Origin of the sequence: Pusillimonas sp. DMV24BSW_D (genome assembly GCF_011388195.1) — a bacterium.
GTDB lineage: Bacteria > Pseudomonadota > Gammaproteobacteria > Burkholderiales > Burkholderiaceae_B > Neopusillimonas > Neopusillimonas aestuarii.
On the sequence record NZ_CP049990.1, the window covers coordinates 2,885,850 to 2,908,433 of the forward strand.

Below are 22,584 nucleotides of genomic sequence, written 5' to 3' on the forward strand. Positions count from 1 at the left end.
TTTACGGACAAAACAAACATTATTCATACCTCTCGAAAGTGGTTGTGTCGGGGATGGGCGGCGTAGCCGACTGATACCCACGGATATTACGCCCCAGGAACCCAAGTGGATCGGTACCCAGCGAACCAAGACCATTCAACTCCAGCTGCAGGAACAAAGCCGTATTCTTGTCTCCCAGCGATACGGCATAACGCTGGAATACAACACGAGCCGCCCAGCAACAGTCACCCTGATACTCCAGCCCCATAATAGATTGGGTGGTGCGCTTTTCATCAATAGCGTAATCGATTCGGCCCATGAGTGAAATTTTAGAGGTGAGCGGCCACTGGCCCGAGACACTAACTTGCTCTTTGGTTAAATTAGGGTCGTTGGGGCCATAAACATAATCCGGGTTGGATACCTGTCTTGGATCACGCTCGTATCGATAGGAGGCGGACAACGTGGCCAACCGTTTGGGATTCCAGCGCAAACCCGCCGTCATTCTATTGCGGTCGTTCGATTCGGGGTTGAATTGCGCATCAAAACGCACGTTGAGCTTATCAGTGAGAGCCGCATTCACTCCCACCAGGTAATCTGATTTTTTATCCGTACGAGGGGCACCGCCAGGTAACGTAACACGCCGGTCATCGAAGTAGATTCTTTGGGCGGCCGATAACGACAGCCTTTCGAAACCCGTATCGGCATCCAGCCACCGTGTGGTAAGACCCACGGTTAACTGGTTGGCGTCGGCAATTCTGTCCCAGCCGCCGCTGAAATAGTTTTCATCGAAGGCCTGGGCAAAATTGAACGTTGCAATACCCGTATCATAAACAGGCAGATTGTCTTGGTCGCGATAGGGGACTCTTAAATAATAGAGGCGCGGCTCTAATGTTTGAACAGAAGGGTTACCAAAGAAATGGGTGTCTCGTTCGAACATAAGGCCCGAATCAATCGAAAACAAAGGCACCACTCGCGACTCCGACCCCGGCCGGCCCGAAAACTGCGGGAATTGACCAGGATACCAGTTGGTATTGTACTGGCTCATGTGGAGCGCGGCTTTAGGTGTAACGTACCAACCCGGCTTGACAACAGGAAAGGAAATGGCGTTGTACGACGTCATGCGCGTACCGTCAGGCCTTAAACGCTGGCCATCCACCAAGCCCGGATACCCGCCGCCTTTATACCGGGGCATCACAAACTTGGTTGCATAGTTCAACGACACCAGATCAAAACCATGCCAATCGTAACGGGCGCCACGAACAAAGAGCTCCGGCTCTTTGTTGAACTGCGGATAGCGATACGATGCGCCGGCTGTCGTATCCTGAATTGTTTGATAAGTGTAATGTTGAACAGAGGCCTGCCAATAGGGGCTGCCGGCCCAACCCACCGTTAAAACGCGAGGCAGGTAGTCGATGGAAGCCTGATTTACGCCAATGGTTGAAAAATCACGAAAATAATTGTCATCAGACACCGCATTAATGTCGGCCGAAGCATAAAACCCATGCCCGAAACGATGCTCATGACGCCAGGTATACATCCAACGCTTTTCTTGCGTTTGCTTGTCGTTGGGAAGATAAGTGCCTGCCAGCATACCGCTATAGGACCGCCCTAAATAACGGTACTCAGCCCCAAGTTGCACACCCCTTTTGGACATGTAGCGCGGTGTTAACGTTAAATCGTAGTTGGGCGCCAAATTAAAATAATACGGTAGGGCGAACTCGTAGCCTGAATTACTTGATCCTCCATAACTGGGGATCAGGAAACCTGATTTGCGCTCTTTACGAATAGGAAAAGACAAATAAGGTGACGCCAGAATCGGCACGCCTTTGAAAAACAGCACCCCGTTACGAGCCACGCCTTCGTTCTCGTCGAAATCAAAATCAACACGGGGAGCCGATATATACCAAGCGGGATCGGGGCATGGGCATGCAGCGTATTCCATATCGGTCATGCGCATTTGCGACCGACTAAAAACCTGCGTTAAGGCCGACGTACCCGAACCACCGCCGGCACCCAACCAAAAATCAGCGTTTGTGATTTCCCCTGTTTCACTATCAAGGTTGTAGTGAATTTCCGGGCCTTTCACAACGTTACCGTCGCGCATAAGGTAACCATCACCCCACACGTCGACCTGCCCGGTTCCACGTTGGTAATCGATACGTTGACCTTTGACCACTGCGTCGTTGCGCCGAACCTCGGCATTGCCGGTAAGAATAATCTTATCGTCGGTATCGTTCTCTATTTTGTCAGAAATCGTAAACGCCGATAACTCGCTTTCCGGTACTCCGCCATGAGCATTCAACCGGCTGGATTCACGCAACCCCTGATCGGCTGCCGGTATTTCCGAGATGCGCATCGACGGGACCGGTTCGGCAAACTGCTGCCCACTGGCCTTTGCCGCAGACAAAACACTTACCGCCAGAAATACCGACCAACAGACAAAACGCACGAGAAATCAACCCCACGAAACAGTTATTATTTTGGCACTGTGGCCGCAACGAAAGAAACAGCAACCCGGTATTATAGGAGAACCTGACCAAACCTCCAGTTTGCCGTTACAAAAGAACTTTTCCTTATTTTTTCTTGCCCAACATGACTCAACACAACACGCAGCAACCTCCCGACAATCGCCTGACCCAGTTGAAGGAATGGCTTCAGCACACAACGCCCTCAATGGGTATTGCACTTGAAACACTGGAACCTGCCTCCAGCGACGCCAGCTTTCGACGCTATTTCCGGGTAAAGGCGCATGATCGCACCCTAATCGTTATGGACGCGCCGCCCGCGCAGGAAAATTGCGAACCATTTTTACACGTAACGGCTTTGCTGCGCGACGTCGGTTTGAATGTTCCCACCATATTGGCCCAAAACCTCCAGAACGGCTTCCTGCTTTTATCCGACCTGGGGCCCCAAACCTATTACCAGGCAATCCAAACCGGCCTGGCCGACGACATCTTGCAAGCACGCTACAAAGAGGCATTGTCGGCGTTGGCCACCATGCAAACGGCACAAACCTCCGGCCTGCCCTTTTACGACAAGCCTCGCATGCTCACGGAACTATCCCTGTTTCCGGAGTGGTATGTAGAACGCCATTGCAACGCGACGCTTACCAGACAAGAAAAGGACGACCTTAACAAACTCTTCCAAGCGCTCGTGAACGATAACGTTCGCGCTGAAAAAGTACTGGTTCATCGCGATTTTCACTCGCCCAACCTGATGCTCTGCACCGAACCCCGATTCGGCGCGAACCCAGGCATTATTGATTACCAAGACGCCGTGGCAGGCCCGATCACCTACGACATTGCCTCGCTTGTTATGGACGCAAGAACCAGTTGGGAAGAACCACAGCAGTTGGACTGGGCCATACGTTACTGGGAGGAAGCACGCAAACTTGGGTTGCCTGTCGACAAAGATTTCGCAGACTTCCATCGCGCTTATGAATGGATGGGTCTGCAACGTAACTTACGCATTCTCGGCGTATTCGCCCGACTTTCTCTGCGCGACGGCAAACACCATTACCTCGACCACATCCCTCGGGTCATGGCCTATGTGCGGCAAGTCGCCGACCGATACGGCGAATTCAAGCCGCTTTTACGGCTCCTTGACCGCCTTGAAGGCAAAACCCGCGTCATGGGGTTATCGCTGTAATGCGGGCAATGATTCTTGCAGCAGGGCGCGGTGAACGTATGCGACCCCTTACCGACCATACGCCCAAACCCCTGTTACCCGTAGCAGGCAAACCTCTGATTGTCTGGCATATTGAGCGGCTGGTAGAAGCGGGCATTACCGAAATTGTTGTTAACCATGCTTGGTTGGGCAAAAAGATTGAAGCCGCATTGGGCAACGGATCGGCATTCGGTGCAACACTGGAATACTCCCCCGAAGAATATGCCCTGGAAACGGCCGGCGGCATTGCCAAGGCACTGCCACTGCTTGGAGAGCAGCCATTTTTAGTCATGAACGGTGACGTGTGGTGCGATTGGTTGCCGCATCATGCCAAAAAGCATGCCCGCACGCTGCAAGAACAAGAAAAAAACGCGTGGCTGCTTTTGGTTGACAACCCCGACCACCACCCCAACGGCGATTTTTATCTTGATACAACTGATGAACTTCGTCACAGCAATGGGTGTCGTACTGATCGTAAGCTTACGTTTTCCGGAATTGGTGTTTATCAACCCGCTATGTTTTCCAGTATCCCCAGCCATGAGCCCGCTCGTCTTGCGCCTCTTCTGTGTAAAGCCATGGACAAACACGAGGTGATCGGAGCGCATTACAATGGCTACTGGATCGACGTCGGGACACCCGACCGTCTCCACGCACTGGAACGCAAACTCCAGTTTTAATCGCTTCCGGCGCACACTATTCTGATCTCACGACCTGCGCAACACTCAGGACTCAAGCAATGGCATTATTTGGTTCATCAAATCGCAATACGTTCAAACCCACCCCTTATGGCGCAACTCGCAAGAAACGGCGGATACCGCGCTGGTTAATCCTGATGCTGACCGGCATTGTTCTGGGTGCCGGCGGCGTATTATTCGTGCAAACAAGTTACGGGCCCACCTTGCTCACAGTCGAACAAGCCGAACAACTGCGCCAAGACCTGAACAGCGCCAACCTAGACAAACAACGTCTGCAATCGCAACTGAACCGGATTACACACGAACTAAAAGAAAGCCAGGCGGCGCTGGTTGAACAGACCGAGCGCGCCACGACGGCGCAAGAGGCGGCAGAAAACCTGAAGGACGACGTGCTGCTGTTGGCGGGCGCGGTTGCACCCGACCCCCGAGGCACCTCCCCAGGAATTCGGGCGGCAGACTTCGCCAATGCTCAGGGCCAGTTAAATTACAAACTGCTCGTTATGCAAGACAACCCCGAGGCACCCACCTTCAACGGCGTTATGGATTTTGCGGTTGCAGGCCGCTACCCGAATGGTCGAGCCACCACTTTGGATATACCGGTTGGCGATGTCGACATCGGATACTACTCACAACTGTCCGGCAATGTTGAACTGCCGGATGGATTCACCGCAACGCAGGTAACGATTCGTATTCGTCCGGGAGCCGATGAATCGATTGCGGCCACCCGCACCATTCGCGTACCTCGCTAACAGCGGGCCCGGGTCGACGCCCGCTCAATGACCCGGGCCGTTTAACGGCTGGCCTTTCACCCCGGCATAAAAGACAATAAGCTCAACCGCTTCCGAGCCGCTTGTTCCGCGATGAACTGTATCAACGGTTTCAGGCAGCGTGTCTCCCTCCGATAACATTAACTTTTGGCCCGATTGCGTCTCAACGGTTAAGCTGCCACGCACAACATAAGCGGCATTCGGCATTGGATGCGTATGCCATGGCAAGGTTGTATTTGGAGGAATTTCAATTTTAAGAATCGAAAGTTCAGGGCGCCCGGTTGGATAAGGCCCATAATCAACGCCATCCCACGATTGCGTTGTTTTCATCAGTGTTTCAACTTTTACGCTATTGCTCTCACTCTTGTTTTTTTGAAGAGCGTCAGCAGCGAAGGCTGAACCGGCCAAGCATTGAAGTGCAAGCAAACAAAAACACAAACGCCGCTTCATATTTTGCATCCTGACAAAAACGGGAACCGGCCCATACTATCAGGTGCAATAAATTCGATAAAGCCCGAAAACACAAAAGGCCGCGCTTTGAAACGCGGCCTTAAGGGCAATTTAAGTAGGTTTGGTGGGCTGACTGGGACTCGAACCCAGGACCAACGGATTAAAAGTCCGGTGCTCTACCAACTGAGCTATCAGCCCGACCGAAGAACAAGATTATGAAGTAATTTTATTTAAGTGTCAAACGACTTTGAAAAAATTAATACGTTGAAGTCGAGCCATGTTATTTCAGCCTTATCGCATGCGTGATATGCGCACCTCAGCGCCACGCCGCTTAACCTCCAAACCTTCGGAAGGCAGTATTTTCAAGCCTTCCAAACCTTTGATGTAGCTGGACCCTTGCATCTGCATCACGCGAATTTTGTTGCGCATTGCTGCTGGACTATGCTCCGGCATGCCAAACAACCAGACCTCGTCCAGCAAACGCGCCGAGTTGAATTCGGACGTATGGGGAGCATACGGCCCCAAACACAACATATGGCCCTCGCGCCCGAATACCGGCAGGGCATCCAATCCAACCTCAACATCCAGAACCGTCCCCCCCTCATAACGCCATCCGGTATTTAAATCCCACCACCCGGATCCTTCAGGCAAATAAACCTTTACCTTTCCACCTGGCTGAGTAAACGGTGCGATGAGTAAAGCCGGACCAAACATATACTGCGTATCCCACCCATGAGCGGCAGGATCGTCTGGAAAGGCAAGCAACATGGAGCGTTGAACAGGCAACCCAGTGCGAACCGCATCCTCGATGATGCCAAGTGCATAGGGAATTAAACGATAGCGCCACTGCAACCAATGTTGCACCAGCGCTTGCGTCTTTTGATCGAAGGCCGTCGGCAACAAAGCGGGCACGGCCTGGAAACTGAAGTTACCCGAGAAAACCAGGCAAGATAACCAACGAATATAAAGTTCAGGGGTCATCTCACGCACCGGCTGCGCAGCATTGCCCAATGTATGCATTTGCACCGGCACGGCACTTGCTCCCAGCGCCAATGCCGTTCGTAACGAATGCGTCAGGCCCGTCCAGTCGTTACCGACATCGGGCCCCATTTGCCACGCATAACGTTGAACCGCAGGAAATAAATCACTGCTCAGCACGATTCCTTCCTGCGGGGTTTTATGGCCTGCAAAAGCATCAAACAGCGCATTACGCGCCAGTAATGGGTAAACCACACGCAAAACCGAACCGCACTCCCCACCCCGAGCCGTGATGTCGTCTGGGATATCGTATTGCGCATTGCACATAGGCGCAGCAATACCTTCGTCGAACATCTGCCGCTGGCGTTCAGACCAGAGCTTATACACGTCTTTATTGGTTAAATCCAATAAACCGTATGAACGCCCCCCACTTAACTCATCACCCGGAAACACATGGGCTTCGCCGTTCTCATCATTTATCAGTAACCAGCCCCGATCTTCCCACTCCTCGAACAATACGGTGCCAGTAAAAACACCTGGAAAGGTGGGAGCAACCAACTGCACGTTCACCGATTCAAACACATTGCTCAGACTGCGTGCATCCGCAGCACGTTGCGGATCCCATTCGAATGCAGGTTTGTCGTCTTGAAACGCATACGCTGCTGAGCCGGTAAGACGAACAACATCGAATGAAAAGCCCTCTGAGCGCAAGCTTTGAGCAAGGGAATGGAGTGACTCAGTAGATTGCCCTGGTGCCTGGTCGAGCCATACACCCATTGGCCATAGCCCCGGTTGGCCGGCGCGTCCGGTCAGCGCAGTATATTGATTTAAAATTTCGGCCGGATCCCCCACAAAAAGGAAGATATCAAAACCTCGATCTTCTATGGAAACCTGGCAATGATTTGGAGTGGTGCGGCCCAAGTCATAAACAATGCGCCCCAGCGTGTTGACATAAATACCCCAACCGGTTGGGCTCCAGAGCACAGGCAAGGCTCGTTCTGCTGCGTGGTCACTAGTGATACGCTCGCCGCGTCGGTCAAGCGACCCCAATGTTTCACCCAATCCGCATAGAACCTCTTCGTCGGCAAGCTCCAGGCAAGCATCCCAGCGTGGCCCCTGACCGGCGTCATGAACCCTCAGACCCGCGTCATCTGCCGTACCCAGCACATAGTCATCGCCTTTATATAAGGACCATGACAAGGGGGAGCGCATGATATCCAACACCATATCGCCCTGCTCAATACGCCACCCATCCCCTTCTTCCGGCATGAGGGAACTCACCGACAACTCACCCACCGGCTCCTGTCTGACAAGCAACATCTCGGCGTGCTGTCTGGCTCGAGAAGTGAGTTTGTCAGCGTTCATGGAGGCGGCAGGCCCGCAACGCATACGGAAAACCCCCGGCGCGTGCGCTTCAACACGAAACACATGTTCCGTATTTTCCAGTTCAAAATCGACCGTTGTCGATTTTGCATGTAGGAACCGCGAAAGCATCATTGATTTCACGTTATCAGAGTCAGACTTAGTCGACACAACGAATCCTTGGGCATCAATCGCCTGAAAGCGTCCAAAAGAGCATATTTTGACGGATTTACGCCATAAAATAAAATCGCGACGCAAAAAACATAATAATTAGCCAAATTCAGGGCCAACTCAGCTATCTGGGCAATAGCGCTGCAGATAGCTCTCGCTCCACAATAGCAGGTTCATCATTCAGCTTCGCCCCAATCAAATCGGCAGCCAAAGCCGCCCACGTCAACCCCCTTGAACCATAAGCAGTAGCCAGCCAAAGATCGTGCTGCTGATATAAAGGCCCGATTACCGGAAGCCGCCCCGTTACCACTGCGCGCCAGCCGGCCCACCCGCCGACAACAGAGTCGGAACCCGATAACATCTTCCGATGCGCCGGCAAGAAATAACTTAGTTTTCGAGCAATTTCCCGTTGCCCCTGGCGAGTCACTTGCGCGCGAGTCTGCTCCAAATCGTATGTCCCCCCGGCAGTGAGTACCCCCTCAACTTGCGGCAACCAGTAAGCCGAAGCGTCAAGCACACAAGCGGGCCCTCCATTAAAACCGGCGGCATCGAAATAACTGACCTGCCCCGGTACCGCCTGCAGTCGCTCCAGCTTTGGAAAATCTCCCGGTTTTGTAAGCTGGCAGAGCAATGATCTTATATTGCGCGCATTGGCCAGAACCACAACCGACGCTTCATAGTTTGAACCACTTTCTGTCCTCAAGCTACACCCCCCCTCGCGAAACCGCGTGACCTCGGTAACGGAGTCCTCAACACAGGAAATCCCAGGATGATTCAGCAATGCCGGTAAAAGTCGATTAGGTTTAACTAACAAACCAGACGCACGATAACAACCTCCAAACTCCAGAAACTCGCCCGCTTTTTGCGATGCTGCTCCAGGGTCCAACCAACCAGCCCAATCATTTGGGAAGCCCAGACTCCAAAGCACTTCCTGCCACGACGCCACGCCACGATCCTGCGTGGGCAAGCTCAGTGTTCCGCATCGTATCGGACGAGCGAGCCCCCCCAATTGCGACCAGTTCGCCCAGGCGCGCGCCACGCCGACACGACTCAATCGCGCACGATAATCGTCATCTTTGGAAAGATACGGTGATACCGCCGCCGCAAAATGCCCCGCATGCGACCCTGCTTTGCTTAACTTCAACATGGGATCGAAAACTTTCACATGGTGCCCACGTTGCGCCAGCCCCCAGGCGATGGCCGCACCGGCCACACCAGCCCCGACCACCATGACATCGGCACCCACAAAAGACGATCGCCGGGTGTGGCATAAGCCGTCACGCAATCGCGCCCGCACACATCCCTTAAACGCATTTCCAGCGTCTTGAATCTCGAAACCCGACTGCTGCAATACGCCCTGCAACCGTTGCGCATTATTATCAGCCAGACCTACAACTTCGGCACGTGCACCGGCAACACGCACGAGTTTGCCGGCTGGTGAAGCCCCCCCTGACTCACCTAGAAAAGCGGCTGAATTTGACAACCAGAACACGTCGACAATCGCGTCCATTTGACGTAAAGCCACCGACAAAGGGTGGAAAATCAGCGTTAGCGTTACTGCGCCACCGTCAAAGCTAAGCCTGTGCACCCCCGGCAAAGCATCCGGCCATTGCGCCTCCAGTTGCGCCGCCAAACTCCGAAGCGACTTCGGAACGTGATCATCACCTCCACGCTTTTTCAAAGCCGCCCAAGACTGCGGTGAAGAAAATGCAATGATCTGTAGTTTGGCACCGGGCGCACGATGGGAGCGCCAAAAAGCCCACAACGCAAGAAAGCGCATACCATCACCAAACGACGTATCGCAAACCGTCATACTATGCAGTCGCTCATCACTGGCAAGACGAGCCGTTGCTTTGATCCAACCCTCGGGCGACACCACCACGGATGTTGTTCCGTACAAATGCTCAGATTCCATCATTCTGTCAAAGACGCAGTGCACAATGTTGCGTAAACTATTGGTTCTTATTTAAAACTGCCCAGCCAATGAATAACACTGCTTTGCATCTTAGTGAAAATCTCGAACTCGCGGTACGGGCCGCACGCGCGGGTGCGGCCGTGTTGCAATCGTACGCACACCGTCGCGCCGACCTGCTAATTGATAAAAAAGCGCGAAACGACCTGGTTTCGCAGGCAGACCACGAGGCTGAAGCCGCCATTATCGACGTCCTGAACTCAAGTGCCAACACGTTTGGCATTATCGCGGAAGAGTCAGGCGGCACGACCCGGGAAATCGCAACATGGTACATTGATCCGCTGGACGGCACCACCAATTTCCTGCACGGTGTGCCGCATTATGCTGTTTCCATCGCGCTTGTCGCCCATCGCGGTGCGATCGTGAACGGCGCACCGCTTGAACACGATACCCCCGTTGTTGCCGTCGTTTACGACCCAAACCAAGAGGAAATATTTTCGGCGCTATACAACACCGGCGCCTGGCTGAACGATCACCGCATCCAGTGTTCGCAAACAGAATCGCTGGCTGAGGCTTTGCTGGCCACAGGGCTTCCGTTTCGAGATTTTAGCTTCGCCGACAACTATATGCCGACGTTGCATGACGCAATACACACAAGCCGCGGCGTGCGGCGTTTCGGTTCTGCAGCACTTGATTTGGCCTGGACGGCATGCGGTCGCTTTGACGGCTACTGGGAAATGGGTTTGGCCTCGTGGGATGTCGCTGCGGGCACCTTACTGGTACGTGAGGCTGGTGGCATTGCAGAAGACCTGCATCATCAAGAACCCTGGCCTATAGGCGGTTATGTTTATGCCGCCAACAAGAACCTTGCGCCGGCGCTTCACACTATGGCTGCCGCCCATTTAACATAGATATAGTTTGTGCGCATTCAAACGAGCCCCTATGATGAAATTAATCGAACCGCTTATTGCCTGGAAGGATGAAATGACGGCTTTGCGCCGGGACATTCATGCGCACCCGGAGCTGGCCTACGAAGAAGTGCGAACATCCGATGTTGTCGCCAAAAACCTTGAGTCATGGGGCATCCCCGTGCATCGCGGCCTTGGTATTACCGGCATTGTAGGAACCATTGTGGGTCGCACAGAGAACGGGAAAGCATTGGGATTGCGTGCCGACATGGACGCACTTCCCATGCAGGAAACGAATACGTTCGAACATGCCAGCAAACATGAAGGCAAAATGCATGCGTGCGGACACGACGGTCACACCGCGATGTTGTTGACTGCTGCACGCTACCTGGCTGAAAGCCGCGATTTCGACGGCACCATATATGTTATTTTTCAGCCTGCCGAAGAGGGCTTCAGTGGTGCGAAGCGAATGATAGACGACGGTCTTTTTGAAAAATTTCCTATGCAGGCCGTTTTTGGGCTCCATAACTGGCCCGGCATGCCGGCAGGTACATTCGGTATTGTTCCAGGCCCCATTATGGGCGGGAGCAATCTTTTCAAGATCACACTGGAAGGCAAAGGCGCCCACGCAGCGATGCCCAATTTGGGACACGACCCAATCATGGCTGCCGTGCAACTGGCCCAATCGTTACAAACCACTATTACGCGCAACCTCGATCCACTCGACCCGGCTGTGCTTAGCATCACCCAAATTCACAGTGGAACGGCCGACAACGTTATTCCGGATAACGCCGAGCTCCGGGGCACGGTTCGGACACTCTCGGAAGAGGCGCTGGACCTCATCGAAAGGCGCATGGCCGAAATCACCGACCTGACAGCCCAAGCCTTCAATTGTCAGTCCAACTTTGTTTTCTCCCGAAAATACCCACCCACAATCAATCACGCAGATGAAGCGGCCCTTTGCGTGGAGGTTGCAAAATCAATTGTCGGGCCCGAAAACGTCGATCAAACAATCCGGCCGTCCATGGGCGCGGAAGACTTCGCCTTTATGCTTAAAGCCAAACCCGGGTGTTATGTATGGCTTGGAAACGGCGACGGAGACCACCGCTCCAAAGGACACGGACTGGGCCCGTGCACACTGCACAACGGCAGTTACGACTTCAACGATAATCTTCTGCCAATCGGCGCCAGCTACTGGGTGGAACTGGCAAAGCGTTGGCTGGCCAAAACCTGAATCGGGAACAACTGATTATGCAGCATCCCCCCGAAGAGCACGCTGTAACGCCTGCCGAACCCATTGTAATTCCCCGCCGCCTTGACCCGGAAGATGCCCAGCTCGCATTGCAAAAGCTACAGGCCATCCTGAAACGCGAGGAAGTAGCCGAAGCGCTCGCTCACCGACAGGAAGATGATGACGATGAGTCCAACCTGCTGGAAGGCATGTTGCAGCGCCGCCATGAAAACGAAATCAAGTCCATTGTAAATAGCCTGCACCCATCAGACATTGCCTTTATCCTGGAATCACTACCGGTTAACGAGCGCCAGGCAGTCTGGCAGTTGGTCAACCCCGAATTCGACGCTGACGTTCTGCTGGAAGTCGACGATTGGGCTCGTGAGTCGCTGATTAAAACAATGGATCTGCAAGATCTCGTCGCAGCGACGGGAACAATGGATGCAGACGAAATCGCCGATCTGGTTCCAGACCTGCCCCCTGACGTCATCGCTGAAGTGCAAAAAGGCCTGACTGACGAAGAGCGTGCGCAGTTGATTGAGGCCATGGGATACCCGGAAGGTACTGTGGGCGCAATCATGGACTTCGAAATGGTTCGAGTCCGTGAAGACGTGTCGCTGGAAGTGGTTTTGCGCTACCTGCGCCGATTACAGGAACTACCTGATCACACCGACCAAATCTTCGTTGTCGATCGCCAAGACAAACTTCAAGGTGTATTGCCCGTCTCAAAGCTCTTGGTCAGTGAGCCGGAAATCGACGTGGCGCAAGTCATGCAAACAGATTTCCTCACGCTAAGCCCCTTGGATTCGGACGCCGATGCCGCCGGCGCCTTTGAGCGTTATGACCTGGTTTCAGCGCCGGTAATTGACGATCATGGTCGCCTGATTGGCCGCGTCACGATCGCTGAAGTCGTCGACGTGATTCAGGAAGACTCACAAGAACAAGCCCTGTCACGCGCGGGCCTGCAAGAGGAGGACATTTTTGCCCCTGCGCTGACCGCCTTGCGCAACCGCGCGCCCTGGCTACTCGTGAATCTGGCCACGGCCTCAACTGCGGCCTTCATCGCATCGCGCTTCGAAGATACCGTTAGCCAAATTGTGATTCTGGCATTTCTTATGTCTATTGTTGCCGGGATTGCCGGCAACTCGGGCAATCAAACCATGACCATGGTCATCAGGGCCATTGCCGTTGGCCGTGTCAGTGGTGCCAGCACCTGGAACCTTGTAAAGCGTGAAATAAAAATCACGTTAATGGTCGGTTTTTGTGGCAGCCTCGTTGCTGCCGCATTCGCCTGGGCGATTTCACAATCATGGGCCATCGCGCTGGTGATGATGGTCGCCATGATTGGGAACATGTTAATGGGTGCGGCACTCGGCGTTCTTATACCGGTGTTACGCGACCATTTCGGCAAAGATCCCGCCATGGGGTCGTCGGTACTTCTTACGTTCGTTACCGACTCCCTTGGGTTTTTCCTGTTTTTAGGGCTTGCTTCTATTTTCCTGTTGTAATGCAACCAACCGCAACTGCCACAATTGAAAAAGCCTGGTTAAAAGCCAGGCTTTTTCAATTCAATTAACGACAATACCGTTTCAGGCAATCCGCCCATGACAATGTTTGTACTTCTTCCCACTACCACATGGGCAAGGTTCATTGCGCCCGACCTTGGGAACCGCACCAGCAGGAACCGCCCCACCAGACGCCGGTTGCGTTGCACCCAACGGCTCTTCCGCGATGCCGGGATCCTCACCACTTAACGCGGCATCATAATCAGAATGGTGATAGGTAACACCTTCAACAGTTTCAGGCTCGGTTTGAGCGACTTGTTCCGGTGTTTGAATCCGTACAGTAAGTAGCACCCTAACAACATCCGTACGAACGCGATCAAGCATCCCGGAGAAAAGCTCAAACGCTTCACGCTTGTACTCCTGCTTCGGGTCTTTCTGCGCATAACCACGCAAGTGAATGCCCTGACGCAGATGATCAAGAGACGAAAGGTGATTACGCCAATGCGTATCAATTGACTGCAGCAACACCGACCGCTCAAAAGGAGCCCAGTTATCACGGCCAACCAACTCAACCTTAGTACTGTAAACACGGTTGGCCTCCGCCAAAACGCGCTCCAACAAGTCTTCATCGGTTAAGTTAGGCTCTTTCTCCGCCCAATCCACCAGCGCCACCTCGATGCCCCAATCAGACTCCAGTACCGATTGCAGGCCGGAAACGTCCCACTGCTCTTCCATCGATTCCGCAGGAATGTAAGCGTGAAAAACTTCCGTGATCGTAGCGGCAAGCAGGTTAAGCACCATTTCACCCACATCTTGCGCCTCTAGAACCTCATTTCGCTGCGTATACAAAACCTTGCGCTGATCATTGGCAACGTCATCGAACTGCAACAGTTGTTTGCGAATATCGAAGTTTCGCGCTTCTACCTTGCGTTGGGCGGACTCAATTGACCGGGACACCATTTTGGCTTCAATGGGCTCACCCTCGGGCAGACGTAGACGCTCCATAATGGCGCGAACGCGGTCACCCGCGAAAATGCGCATGAGCGAATCTTCCAACGACAAATAGAAACGGGTTGAGCCTGGGTCGCCCTGGCGCCCTGCACGGCCGCGCAATTGATTGTCGATACGGCGTGACTCGTGGCGCTCGGTGCCGATGATACGCAACCCTCCGGCAGCCTTAACCGCCTCATTTGCAGGTGCCCATTCATCACGAATTTGCTGGATGCGTGCCTCTTTCTCTTGCGCGCTTAAGTTAGCATCGGCACGGACAAGGGCGATTTGCTTTTCAACACTTCCGCCCAACACAATGTCAGTACCACGGCCGGCCATATTGGTTGCAATCGTGATACGGCCGGGTTTACCGGCTTCAGCCACAATTTCCGCTTCACGCGCATGTTGCTTTGCGTTCAGCACTTCATGCGCCAGTTTTTCACGCTTGAGCATCGAGGACAAACGCTCGGAATTTTCGATACTCGTCGTACCCACCAAAACGGGCTGGCCACGTTCCTGGCAATCTTTCATGTCGGCCAGAATCGCGTTGTACTTCTCATTATCGGTTTTGAAAACCTGATCGTTCTGATCAACACGAATCATCGGCTTATTGGTTGGAATAATAACCGTTTCCAGCCCGTAAATTTCCTGAAATTCATAGGCTTCCGTGTCGGCCGTGCCGGTCATCCCCGCCAGCTTGTCATACATACGGAAATAGTTCTGGAAGGTAATAGACGCCAACGTTTGATTCTCGTTCTGAATCGTTACGCCTTCTTTGGCCTCTACCGCCTGATGCAAACCATCGGACCAACGACGCCCTACCATCAAACGCCCAGTGAATTCGTCAACAATCACCACTTCGTTGTCGGTAACAACGTAGTGCTGATCACGGAAAAACAGATTATGAGCACGCAGTGCCACCATAAGATGATGAATGAGCGTGATGTGACGCGGATCGTATAACGACTCGCCTTCAGGCAAAAGACCCAAACGCGAAAGTATTTCCTCGGCATGCTCCATGCCGGACTCGGACAAGTGTACTTGCTGACCTTTTTCATCAACCCAAAAATCACCTTCCGGCTCCGGCTCATGCGGTTTGGGCTCCGACGCCATGCGTGTGAGCATGGGAGGCACAGCATTCATTCGAACATAGACTTCGGTATGGTCTTCGGCCTGCCCCGAAATAATCAGCGGCGTGCGCGCTTCATCGATAAGAATAGAATCAACTTCGTCGACAATAGCGAAGGACAAACTTCGTTGACGACGATCTTCTGCGCGATACTCCATATTGTCGCGCAAATAATCGAAACCAAATTCGTTGTTCGTCCCGTATGTAATGTCGGCACGATACGCGTCCACCTTTTCTTGCGGGTCCTGCTGGGGGACAACGACGCCCACACTCAAACCGAGGAAGTTGTACAACTGCCCCATCCATTCAGCATCGCGACGCGCAAGGTAGTCGTTCACCGTCACAACATGCACGCCCTTAGACGCCAGGGCGTTCAAGTAAACGGCTAATGTTGCCATTAGCGTTTTACCTTCCCCGGTGCGCATCTCGGCAATTTTGCCGTGATGCAAGGCGATCGCACCCATGAGCTGCACATCAAAATGCCGCATACCAAATACGCGTTTGCTGGCCTCACGGACAACGGCAAATGCCTCCGGCAACAGTTGGTCTAGCGTTGAACCCGAAGCCAACTGCTCTCGAAACTGGACGGTTTTGTTTTTCAGGTCTTCGTCGGACACCGCTTCAAGAGACGGCTCAAGCGCATTAATTTGCCCGACTTGTTTACGGTACTGCCTGAGGATTCGATCGTTACGACTACCAATAAGCTTTTTGAGCAGGGAAACCATAGATTTATTGTCTAAGTTGGCGGTTCAACCGCAGGAAAACAATACAGTTTAACGTACCTCGGCACTATCAGCTTGCAGATCGTCTGAGGCATCAGCCAAGCGGACTTCAGGCTCGTTGGGGTCCGGCAAAAAAAGCGACGGATCCAGAGGCTGACCCGCAACCCGAACCTCGAAATGAAGATGTGGCCCCGTTGATTGGCCGGTAGAACCGACATTGGCGATAAGTTGTCCTTTTTCCACCAGGTCACCCCTTTTAACCTGCAAGCTTGAGGCATGCGCATAAACGGTTACGAGGTTGTGACTATGCTGGATCTCGACGGTTTTGCCATAACCGGTTCGATAGCCGGCGAACACCACCATTCCGCCCGACGCGGCATGAATCGGTGCGCCATGGGGTGCGGCAAAATCCAGCCCTTCGTGCATTTTGTTGCGCCCCGAGATGGGGTGACGACGCCAACCATAAGATGACGTCATGTAAGGAAAGTCGACCGGAGACAACGAGGGAAGGCTTGCTTCGAGGCCCGCGCGTCGCGTCATGACCATATCGAGCATCGCCAGCCCATCTCGCTGTCGATCGAGCCGTTGAGCCATCGTATCAAGTTCACGCCCTAACGCTTCCGCTGAATCAAACACCATGGCCTGCGCCTTGTCGTCGCTCACAACCGTGCTGCCATTCAGCGTTTCCTGTACTTCCGGGTTCGTATAGTTGACTCCCGCCACTTCAGCCAGACGCTTGCTAACGCCATCCATTTCAATGAGACGCGCCTGCAACTGCCCTACTTTCTCACCAAGCTGGTGCAGGCTGGCCTTAAGCATTTGCGACTCCAGCTCCAAACGCTCTTTTTCAGCCTGCCGAACATCAAGGCTGACAAGTGTGGGAAGATTCGACATAATATGCTGACCATAAGCCCAGGCACCACCCAAGGCAGACAAAACCACCAAGCCTGCCAATGCCGGCACCACCAGCCACAAGCTAATACCACGCTCAGCTAGGCGGGCCAAGCCGCCCGACCGCTTGTTTAACAAAATTATTCGCACTACTTATCCCTTTACCAATTATGTCCCGTTTCGCACGCAGCCATTCCCCTTCGAAAGAAAACAAGCAAAGCTTGTCGGCCATCGATTGGCTCGGCCAAAGTCGGCAAAGCGCCGACGTCCTGGCTACCGCCCGGAGAATGATTGAAATGGAGCATATTATTTCTCAGGCCCTACCTGGCAACCTCGTCACGGCCTGCCGAGTAGCCCGAGTCGACCATCAAGACCTTACACTGGCAGTTCCCAGCGCGGCTCATGCTGCAAAACTCAGACAACTTGCTCCCCGAATCGTTCAACGACTGGGTCAACACGGCTGGAACATTAACCAATTACAAGTCAAGGTTCAAGCGGGTTTAAACCAACACGCAACAAATGTGTCACGCAAAAAAGAGGTCAATCTGCTCGATGAACAGGCTTTGACCTCTTTCGAAGAGTTGTATAGTAACACCCCACCCGGCCCTCTGGCTGAATCCCTGAAGCGCCTGATTGAGCGGCACCGAGCCTCCCTAACGTAACACGGCTTAACGACGCACAGCCGCAGCTATGCCAGCTTCCACTCTCGGGTATAAGCTTTAGGGGCGGTAACAGCCGACTCATAACTAACCAATTCCCATGCTGTTTCATCGGCCAACAATGCCCTGGCAAGCTGGTTGTTCAAACCATGACCCGATTTACAAGCAACGTACCGCGCCACCAACGGCTTACCAATAAGGTATAAATCGCCAATGGCGTCAAGAATTTTATGCTTCACAAATTCGTCTTCGTAACGCAAGCCATCGGAATTCAAAACACGGAACTCATCCATGACGATGGCGTTATCGAGACTACCGCCACGAGCAAGCCCTGCAGCCAGCAACGCCTCAAATTCGTTCACAAAACCAAAGGTGCGTGCCCGCGCAATGGACTTAACGTAAGAGTCGTTGGCAAAGTCAATTTCAGCAAAATTGGCCGTTGCATCGATTGCAGGGTGATGGAAATCAATAGCAAAAGACAATGCGAAACCATCGTATGGTTCGAGCCGTGCCCATTTCTCGTCGCCCCCTTCACCTTCCCGAACCTCGACCGGCTTAAGAACGCGTAAAAACTTCTTGGCGGCAGGCTGCTCTTGAATACCCGCTGAACGCAGCAAATAAACAAATGTTCCCGCACTACCGTCCATAATAGGCACTTCCTCTGCTGTGAGGTCGATGTGCAGGTTATCGATGCCCAAGCCCGCAAGCGCGGACATAAGATGCTCAACAGTGGAAACGCGAGCTGTTCCCTTTTGCAAAACTGACGCCATGCGCGTACCGCCCACAAAATGAGCCTGGGCGGGGAAATCGACCACTTCGGGCAAGTCAACCCGGTGGAAGACGATGCCCGTATTGGGTTCTGCCGGGCGCAAGGTGATTTCAACCCGACGGCCGGAATGCAAACCCACGCCTTTGGTACTAATGGCGTTTTTCAGGGTGCGTTGACGTAACATAAACAGTTGAACAATAAAGAAAATGCCTTTTCAGGCGGAATATTCTTACTATTGTAACTTGATATGGGTAGTTTCCCCAATTTTTTCAAGCGACAAGCTGAAAAAAAGGTTTCAGCGTGTTTTACAAGCGTGCTGACCGAGCCGACTCCGGGGAGAGCCGACCCGGCCAACCGCGTGACTCATTTCAAAAACTGAAAAGCGTCACGCTAGCGTGTGAGAGTCTACCTTCAAGCCTTGTTTTAATCGGCTTGTTTACGCAGGAATGCCGGAATATCGAAGTGATCCATACCGGCTGTTTCCAGTGCACGCACTTGCGCCGACGCCTGGCTTCGAGGGTTGCGGATAACAGTTGGAACCTCCGCGCTCTGCATATCATGACCGGCATTCGTAAACGGCGCGTCATCCGTACCTGTCCTGCGCGCTTCCTGGTTGTTTTGAACCAGTTGCGGACGGCTGGTCGCGCGGCCCAGGCCAGTAGCCACAACCGTAACACGCAGACTTTCACCCATGGACTCATCGTAAGCCGTTCCGTAAATAACGGTTGCATCTTCAGCGGCATAGCCACGAATCGTTTCCATGATCTCGCGAGTTTCACGCATTTTAAGCGTACGGCTGGCCGTGATATTGACCAAAATGCCACGCGCGCCGTTCAGGTCGACACCCTCAAGCAATGGGCAAGCAATCGCCTGCTCGGCAGCTTCGCGTGCGCGATTTGCGCCAGAAGAAATAGCCGTACCCATCATGGCCTGGCCTTGTTCACCCATAATCGTCTTGACGTCTTCGAAGTCGACGTTCACATTACCTTCGACATTGATGATCTCGGCAATACCTGCGCAAGCATTATGCAACACATCGTCAGCCGACTTGAAGCAGTCTTCCTGCGTCGCATCCTCGTCCATGAGGTCGTACAGATTTTCATTCAGAACGACGATCAACGAATGAACGTGCTTGGCCAGCTCCGCAATTCCTTCCTCGGCCATTTTCAGACGACGCGAGCCCTCAAACGAGAATGGCTTGGTGACGACACCCACAGTGAGAATACCCAGTTCTTTGGCTACTTCAGCAACAACAGGGCCTGCACCGGTACCTGTACCGCCACCCATACCGGCAGTAATGAATACCATATTGGCGCCGTTCAATGCCGCGCGAATTTCTTCACGCGCTGTTTCGGCAGCCGCACGCCCTTGATCCGGCTTGGCGCCGGCCCCCAGGCCGGTGCGGCCCAAACGAATTTGCACAGGCGCTTCGGTAGCCGCCAGTGCCTGGGCATCAGTATTGGCGCAAATAAACTCCACGCCGCTAATCCCTGAACGAATCATGTGTGCAACCGCATTACCGCCTGCACCCCCTACGCCAACGACCTTGATGACCGTTCCGCTATTGTTGGTATCGAGCATTTCGAAATTCATAATGTTGACTCCCTCACAAATCTGAATTAACAGTTATTAAGCAAAATTTAAAAGTCCCCAAACTACCTATTTGGAAATCGCTTCAAAAAAGATGCCAACATTTGGCTCGCACCTGACTTGAAACGCCTTCCCGGATCCGGTTTGCAACCACCCCGCACCCGTCAGGCCTGTACCTCAGACCTAATTCATAAACCATTCTTTCATTCGGGCAAGAATGGTCTTTACGCTACCTTTCTGTTGCGCCACTTTCTTTCCCCTGGCGCGCTGTACCCGCGCCTCTGTCAACAACCCCATAACCGTAGAAAAGCGCGGATTACGCATCACATCGACCAAACTGCCTTCGTAAGATGGAACCGCAATGCGTACCGGTTTCAGAAATACGTCTTCAGCCAGCTCGACAATGCCCGGCAACAGCGCTGTTCCGCCAGTCAGCACCACACCCGAAGCCAGCAAATCTTCATAACCCGACTCCCGCACCACTTGCTGTACAAACGTAAACAACTCTTCCACGCGGGGCTCGATAACCGCACCCAGCGCCTGACGCTTAACCTGGCGATTGGGTCGATCTCCCAACCCCGGCACTTCAATCTGCTCATCCGGATTCACCAAAATTTGCTTGGCGATCCCGTAACGCAGCTTGATTTCCTCGGCATCCGGTGTCGGCGTACGCAGCATGGCGGCAATATCGCTGGTAATTTGATCACCGGCGATAGGAATAACAGCCGTATGACGTATCGCCCCGCCTGTGTAAATGGCGATATCCGTCGTGCCACCGCCGATATCAACCAGTACAACACCCAACTCTTTCTCGTCGGAGGTCAGGCAAGCCATGCTGGAAGCCAACGGCTGCAAAATCAAATCCTGCACCTCAAGACCACAACGCCTGACGCACTTCACGATGTTTTGCGCGGCGCTCACTGCGCCCGTCACGATGTGCACACGAACTTCAAGACGTAGACCACTCATCCCAATGGGCTCTCGAATATCTTCCTGGGAGTCGACAATGAACTCTTGGGTTAAGACATGCAACACCTGTTGATCCGTTGGGATATTGACGGCTTTAGCGGTTTCAATGACACGCGCCACATCGGTTGGCGTCACTTCCTTGTCTTTAACGGCAACCATCCCACTCGAGTTAAAACTGGTGATGTGGCTGCCCGCAATACCGGTATAAACCTCTCGAATCTTGCAGTCGGCCATCAGCTCTGCCTCTTCGAGTGCCCGCTGAATAGAATTAACGGTTGCTTCAATATTGACCACCACGCCTTTACGCATGCCCTGTGATTCGTGTTGACCCAGTCCGATTACTTCAAAACGGCCCTCAGGCAAAATTTCGGCTACCACCGCAACGACTTTGCTGGTACCGATATCCAGGGCAACGATCAAGTCCTTGATGTCACGAGTCATAATTTTTATTCACCAGATGATTGAGTAGCCGGCGCCAAAGTAATGGCAAAGCCGTCGGGATAACGTAAATCGGCGCTGGCCACCTGCCCCTGCAGGCGAGCGGCCAACGCCGGCCAATTTCGAACAAACCTTTCAATTCGGGATGCAAAAGAAACCGCACCGGAGCGGCCATGCGGATCAGCCACATCAGCCGCTGGATCGCGACCTAAATTCAAATGCAAGCCATCCGACAGCTTCACAGACCACGCATAACGTGGGCTTAGTTCAATCTGATCAACAGTGAGTCCCAACGGCGCAAACCAACGCAATAATTCGGCATAGCGCTGCACCACCAAACGCTCTGCATCTTCCGGCCCGGAGAATCGGGGTAAACGGGCATTGTCGGGTAACTCACCCTGATTAGCGCTGAACGCCTCGCCCCAGGTATTAATCATTTGGCCATCGTTCCAAATTGCCAATGGTTGTTGCTCTTCAAATCGAACCTGCAAGGTATTGGGCCACACCCGCCGCACACTGGCGTGCCGTACCCATGGCACTGCCTCAAAAACGCTGCGCGCCTTATCAAGGTCAATGGTGAAGAAATTTCCCGCCAGCCGTCCCGCAATGGTTGCCTGAACAGTTGGGGCCGAAACGTAACTCAAACTCTGAGACTCCATAGGTTCAATCTTGATCTGCGTGATGGAAAAATAAGGGCGCTGGACTAACCAGACAACAAACCCGGCAATCATGGCAACTACTGCCAGCAGTGCCAGCATGTTCGCCAAGAAGTTGATTACCCGGGCCTCGTTCACCATGTCTCC

Annotated in this window: 17 protein-coding genes and 1 tRNA gene; 7 read left to right on the plus strand and 11 right to left on the minus strand. The window is 53.2% G+C overall.

The features are described 5' to 3' along the window. Window positions 1-19: 19 nt before the first annotated feature. Window positions 20-2,428 (minus strand): LPS-assembly protein LptD, encoded by a 2,409-nt coding sequence (locus tag G9Q38_RS13845; RefSeq protein ID WP_166132061.1) that lies wholly within the window; start codon window positions 2,426-2,428, stop codon window positions 20-22. A 143-nt stretch (window positions 2,429-2,571) separates the two neighbouring features. On the opposite strand from G9Q38_RS13845, the gene G9Q38_RS13850 reads away from it, so the two are divergent. Genes G9Q38_RS13850 through G9Q38_RS13860 form a run of 3 tightly spaced genes read left to right on the plus strand, consistent with a single transcriptional unit; the run spans window position 2,572 to window position 5,089 of the window. Then, a complete protein-coding gene (locus G9Q38_RS13850; RefSeq protein WP_166132062.1) occupies window positions 2,572-3,627 on the plus strand; it encodes an aminoglycoside phosphotransferase family protein in 1,056 nt (351 codons plus the stop codon). Beyond that, on the plus strand, window positions 3,627-4,322 hold the full coding sequence (murU, locus tag G9Q38_RS13855) for an N-acetylmuramate alpha-1-phosphate uridylyltransferase MurU (protein WP_166132063.1): 696 nt from the start codon (window positions 3,627-3,629) through the stop codon (window positions 4,320-4,322). The genes G9Q38_RS13850 and murU overlap by 1 nt, the downstream gene beginning before the upstream one ends. Window positions 4,323-4,381: 59 nt before the next feature. Beyond that, window positions 4,382-5,089 carry a DUF6776 family protein gene (locus G9Q38_RS13860; RefSeq protein WP_166132064.1) on the plus strand — a complete coding sequence of 236 codons (708 nt, stop codon included), beginning with the start codon at window positions 4,382-4,384 and terminating at the stop codon, window positions 5,087-5,089. A gap of 24 nt (window positions 5,090-5,113) precedes the next feature. Here G9Q38_RS13860 and G9Q38_RS13865 read toward each other — a convergent pair whose 3' ends face one another. From G9Q38_RS13865 to G9Q38_RS13880, 4 genes are all read right to left on the minus strand, one after another. Next, complete coding sequence (locus tag G9Q38_RS13865) at window positions 5,114-5,437, minus strand: cupin domain-containing protein (protein WP_205962305.1); 324 nt, start codon at window positions 5,435-5,437, stop codon at window positions 5,114-5,116. A gap of 242 nt (window positions 5,438-5,679) precedes the next feature. After that, window positions 5,680-5,755 (minus strand) — tRNA-Lys (locus G9Q38_RS13870). 93 nt (window positions 5,756-5,848) lie between these two features. Then, complete coding sequence (locus tag G9Q38_RS13875; RefSeq protein ID WP_370523869.1) at window positions 5,849-8,068, minus strand: glycoside hydrolase family 31 protein; 2,220 nt, start codon at window positions 8,066-8,068, stop codon at window positions 5,849-5,851. 124 nt (window positions 8,069-8,192) lie between these two features. Further along, window positions 8,193-9,986: an FAD-dependent oxidoreductase gene (locus G9Q38_RS13880; protein WP_166132066.1), complete on the minus strand. Its 1,794-nt coding sequence runs from the start codon at window positions 9,984-9,986 to the stop codon at window positions 8,193-8,195. A gap of 65 nt (window positions 9,987-10,051) precedes the next feature. Between G9Q38_RS13880 and G9Q38_RS13885 the strand changes: the two genes are divergently transcribed. The 3 genes from G9Q38_RS13885 to mgtE are packed head-to-tail and all read left to right on the plus strand — an operon-like array spanning window position 10,052 to window position 13,627. Next, window positions 10,052-10,891 carry an inositol monophosphatase family protein gene (locus tag G9Q38_RS13885; RefSeq protein ID WP_166132067.1) on the plus strand — a complete coding sequence of 280 codons (840 nt, stop codon included), beginning with the start codon at window positions 10,052-10,054 and terminating at the stop codon, window positions 10,889-10,891. Window positions 10,892-10,925: 34 nt separating this feature from the next. Beyond that, window positions 10,926-12,122, plus strand: coding sequence for a M20 aminoacylase family protein (locus G9Q38_RS13890; protein ID WP_166132430.1), 1,197 nt, complete (start codon window positions 10,926-10,928; stop codon window positions 12,120-12,122). Between the two features lie 17 nt (window positions 12,123-12,139). Further along, window positions 12,140-13,627 (plus strand): magnesium transporter, encoded by a 1,488-nt coding sequence (gene mgtE, locus G9Q38_RS13895; protein ID WP_114421129.1) that lies wholly within the window; start codon window positions 12,140-12,142, stop codon window positions 13,625-13,627. 81 nt (window positions 13,628-13,708) lie between these two features. Here the strand turns inward: mgtE and secA are convergent, their stop codons facing one another. Beyond that, on the minus strand, window positions 13,709-16,468 hold the full coding sequence (gene secA, locus G9Q38_RS13900) for a preprotein translocase subunit SecA (RefSeq protein WP_166132068.1): 2,760 nt from the start codon (window positions 16,466-16,468) through the stop codon (window positions 13,709-13,711). Window positions 16,469-16,516: 48 nt separating this feature from the next. After that, window positions 16,517-17,506 carry a M23 family metallopeptidase gene (locus tag G9Q38_RS13905; RefSeq protein ID WP_228276140.1) on the minus strand — a complete coding sequence of 330 codons (990 nt, stop codon included), beginning with the start codon at window positions 17,504-17,506 and terminating at the stop codon, window positions 16,517-16,519. A 20-nt stretch (window positions 17,507-17,526) separates the two neighbouring features. Between G9Q38_RS13905 and G9Q38_RS13910 the strand changes: the two genes are divergently transcribed. Then, window positions 17,527-18,018: a DciA family protein gene (locus G9Q38_RS13910; protein ID WP_166132069.1), complete on the plus strand. Its 492-nt coding sequence runs from the start codon at window positions 17,527-17,529 to the stop codon at window positions 18,016-18,018. 26 nt (window positions 18,019-18,044) lie between these two features. Here the strand turns inward: G9Q38_RS13910 and lpxC are convergent, their stop codons facing one another. The 4 genes from lpxC to G9Q38_RS13930 all read right to left on the minus strand — a co-directional run bounded on the left by lpxC (window position 18,045) and on the right by G9Q38_RS13930 (window position 22,578). Further along, window positions 18,045-18,968: a UDP-3-O-acyl-N-acetylglucosamine deacetylase gene (gene lpxC / locus G9Q38_RS13915; protein ID WP_166132070.1), complete on the minus strand. Its 924-nt coding sequence runs from the start codon at window positions 18,966-18,968 to the stop codon at window positions 18,045-18,047. A 239-nt stretch (window positions 18,969-19,207) separates the two neighbouring features. Then, on the minus strand, window positions 19,208-20,380 hold the full coding sequence (gene ftsZ, locus G9Q38_RS13920) for a cell division protein FtsZ (protein ID WP_166132432.1): 1,173 nt from the start codon (window positions 20,378-20,380) through the stop codon (window positions 19,208-19,210). A gap of 177 nt (window positions 20,381-20,557) precedes the next feature. Beyond that, the gene (ftsA, locus tag G9Q38_RS13925) at window positions 20,558-21,784 is read right to left on the minus strand and encodes a cell division protein FtsA (RefSeq protein WP_114421134.1); all 1,227 of its coding nucleotides are present in this window, start codon (window positions 21,782-21,784) and stop codon (window positions 20,558-20,560) included. A 5-nt stretch (window positions 21,785-21,789) separates the two neighbouring features. Further along, on the minus strand, window positions 21,790-22,578 hold the full coding sequence (locus G9Q38_RS13930) for a cell division protein FtsQ/DivIB (RefSeq protein WP_166132071.1): 789 nt from the start codon (window positions 22,576-22,578) through the stop codon (window positions 21,790-21,792). Between the last annotated feature and the right edge of the window lie 6 nt (window positions 22,579-22,584).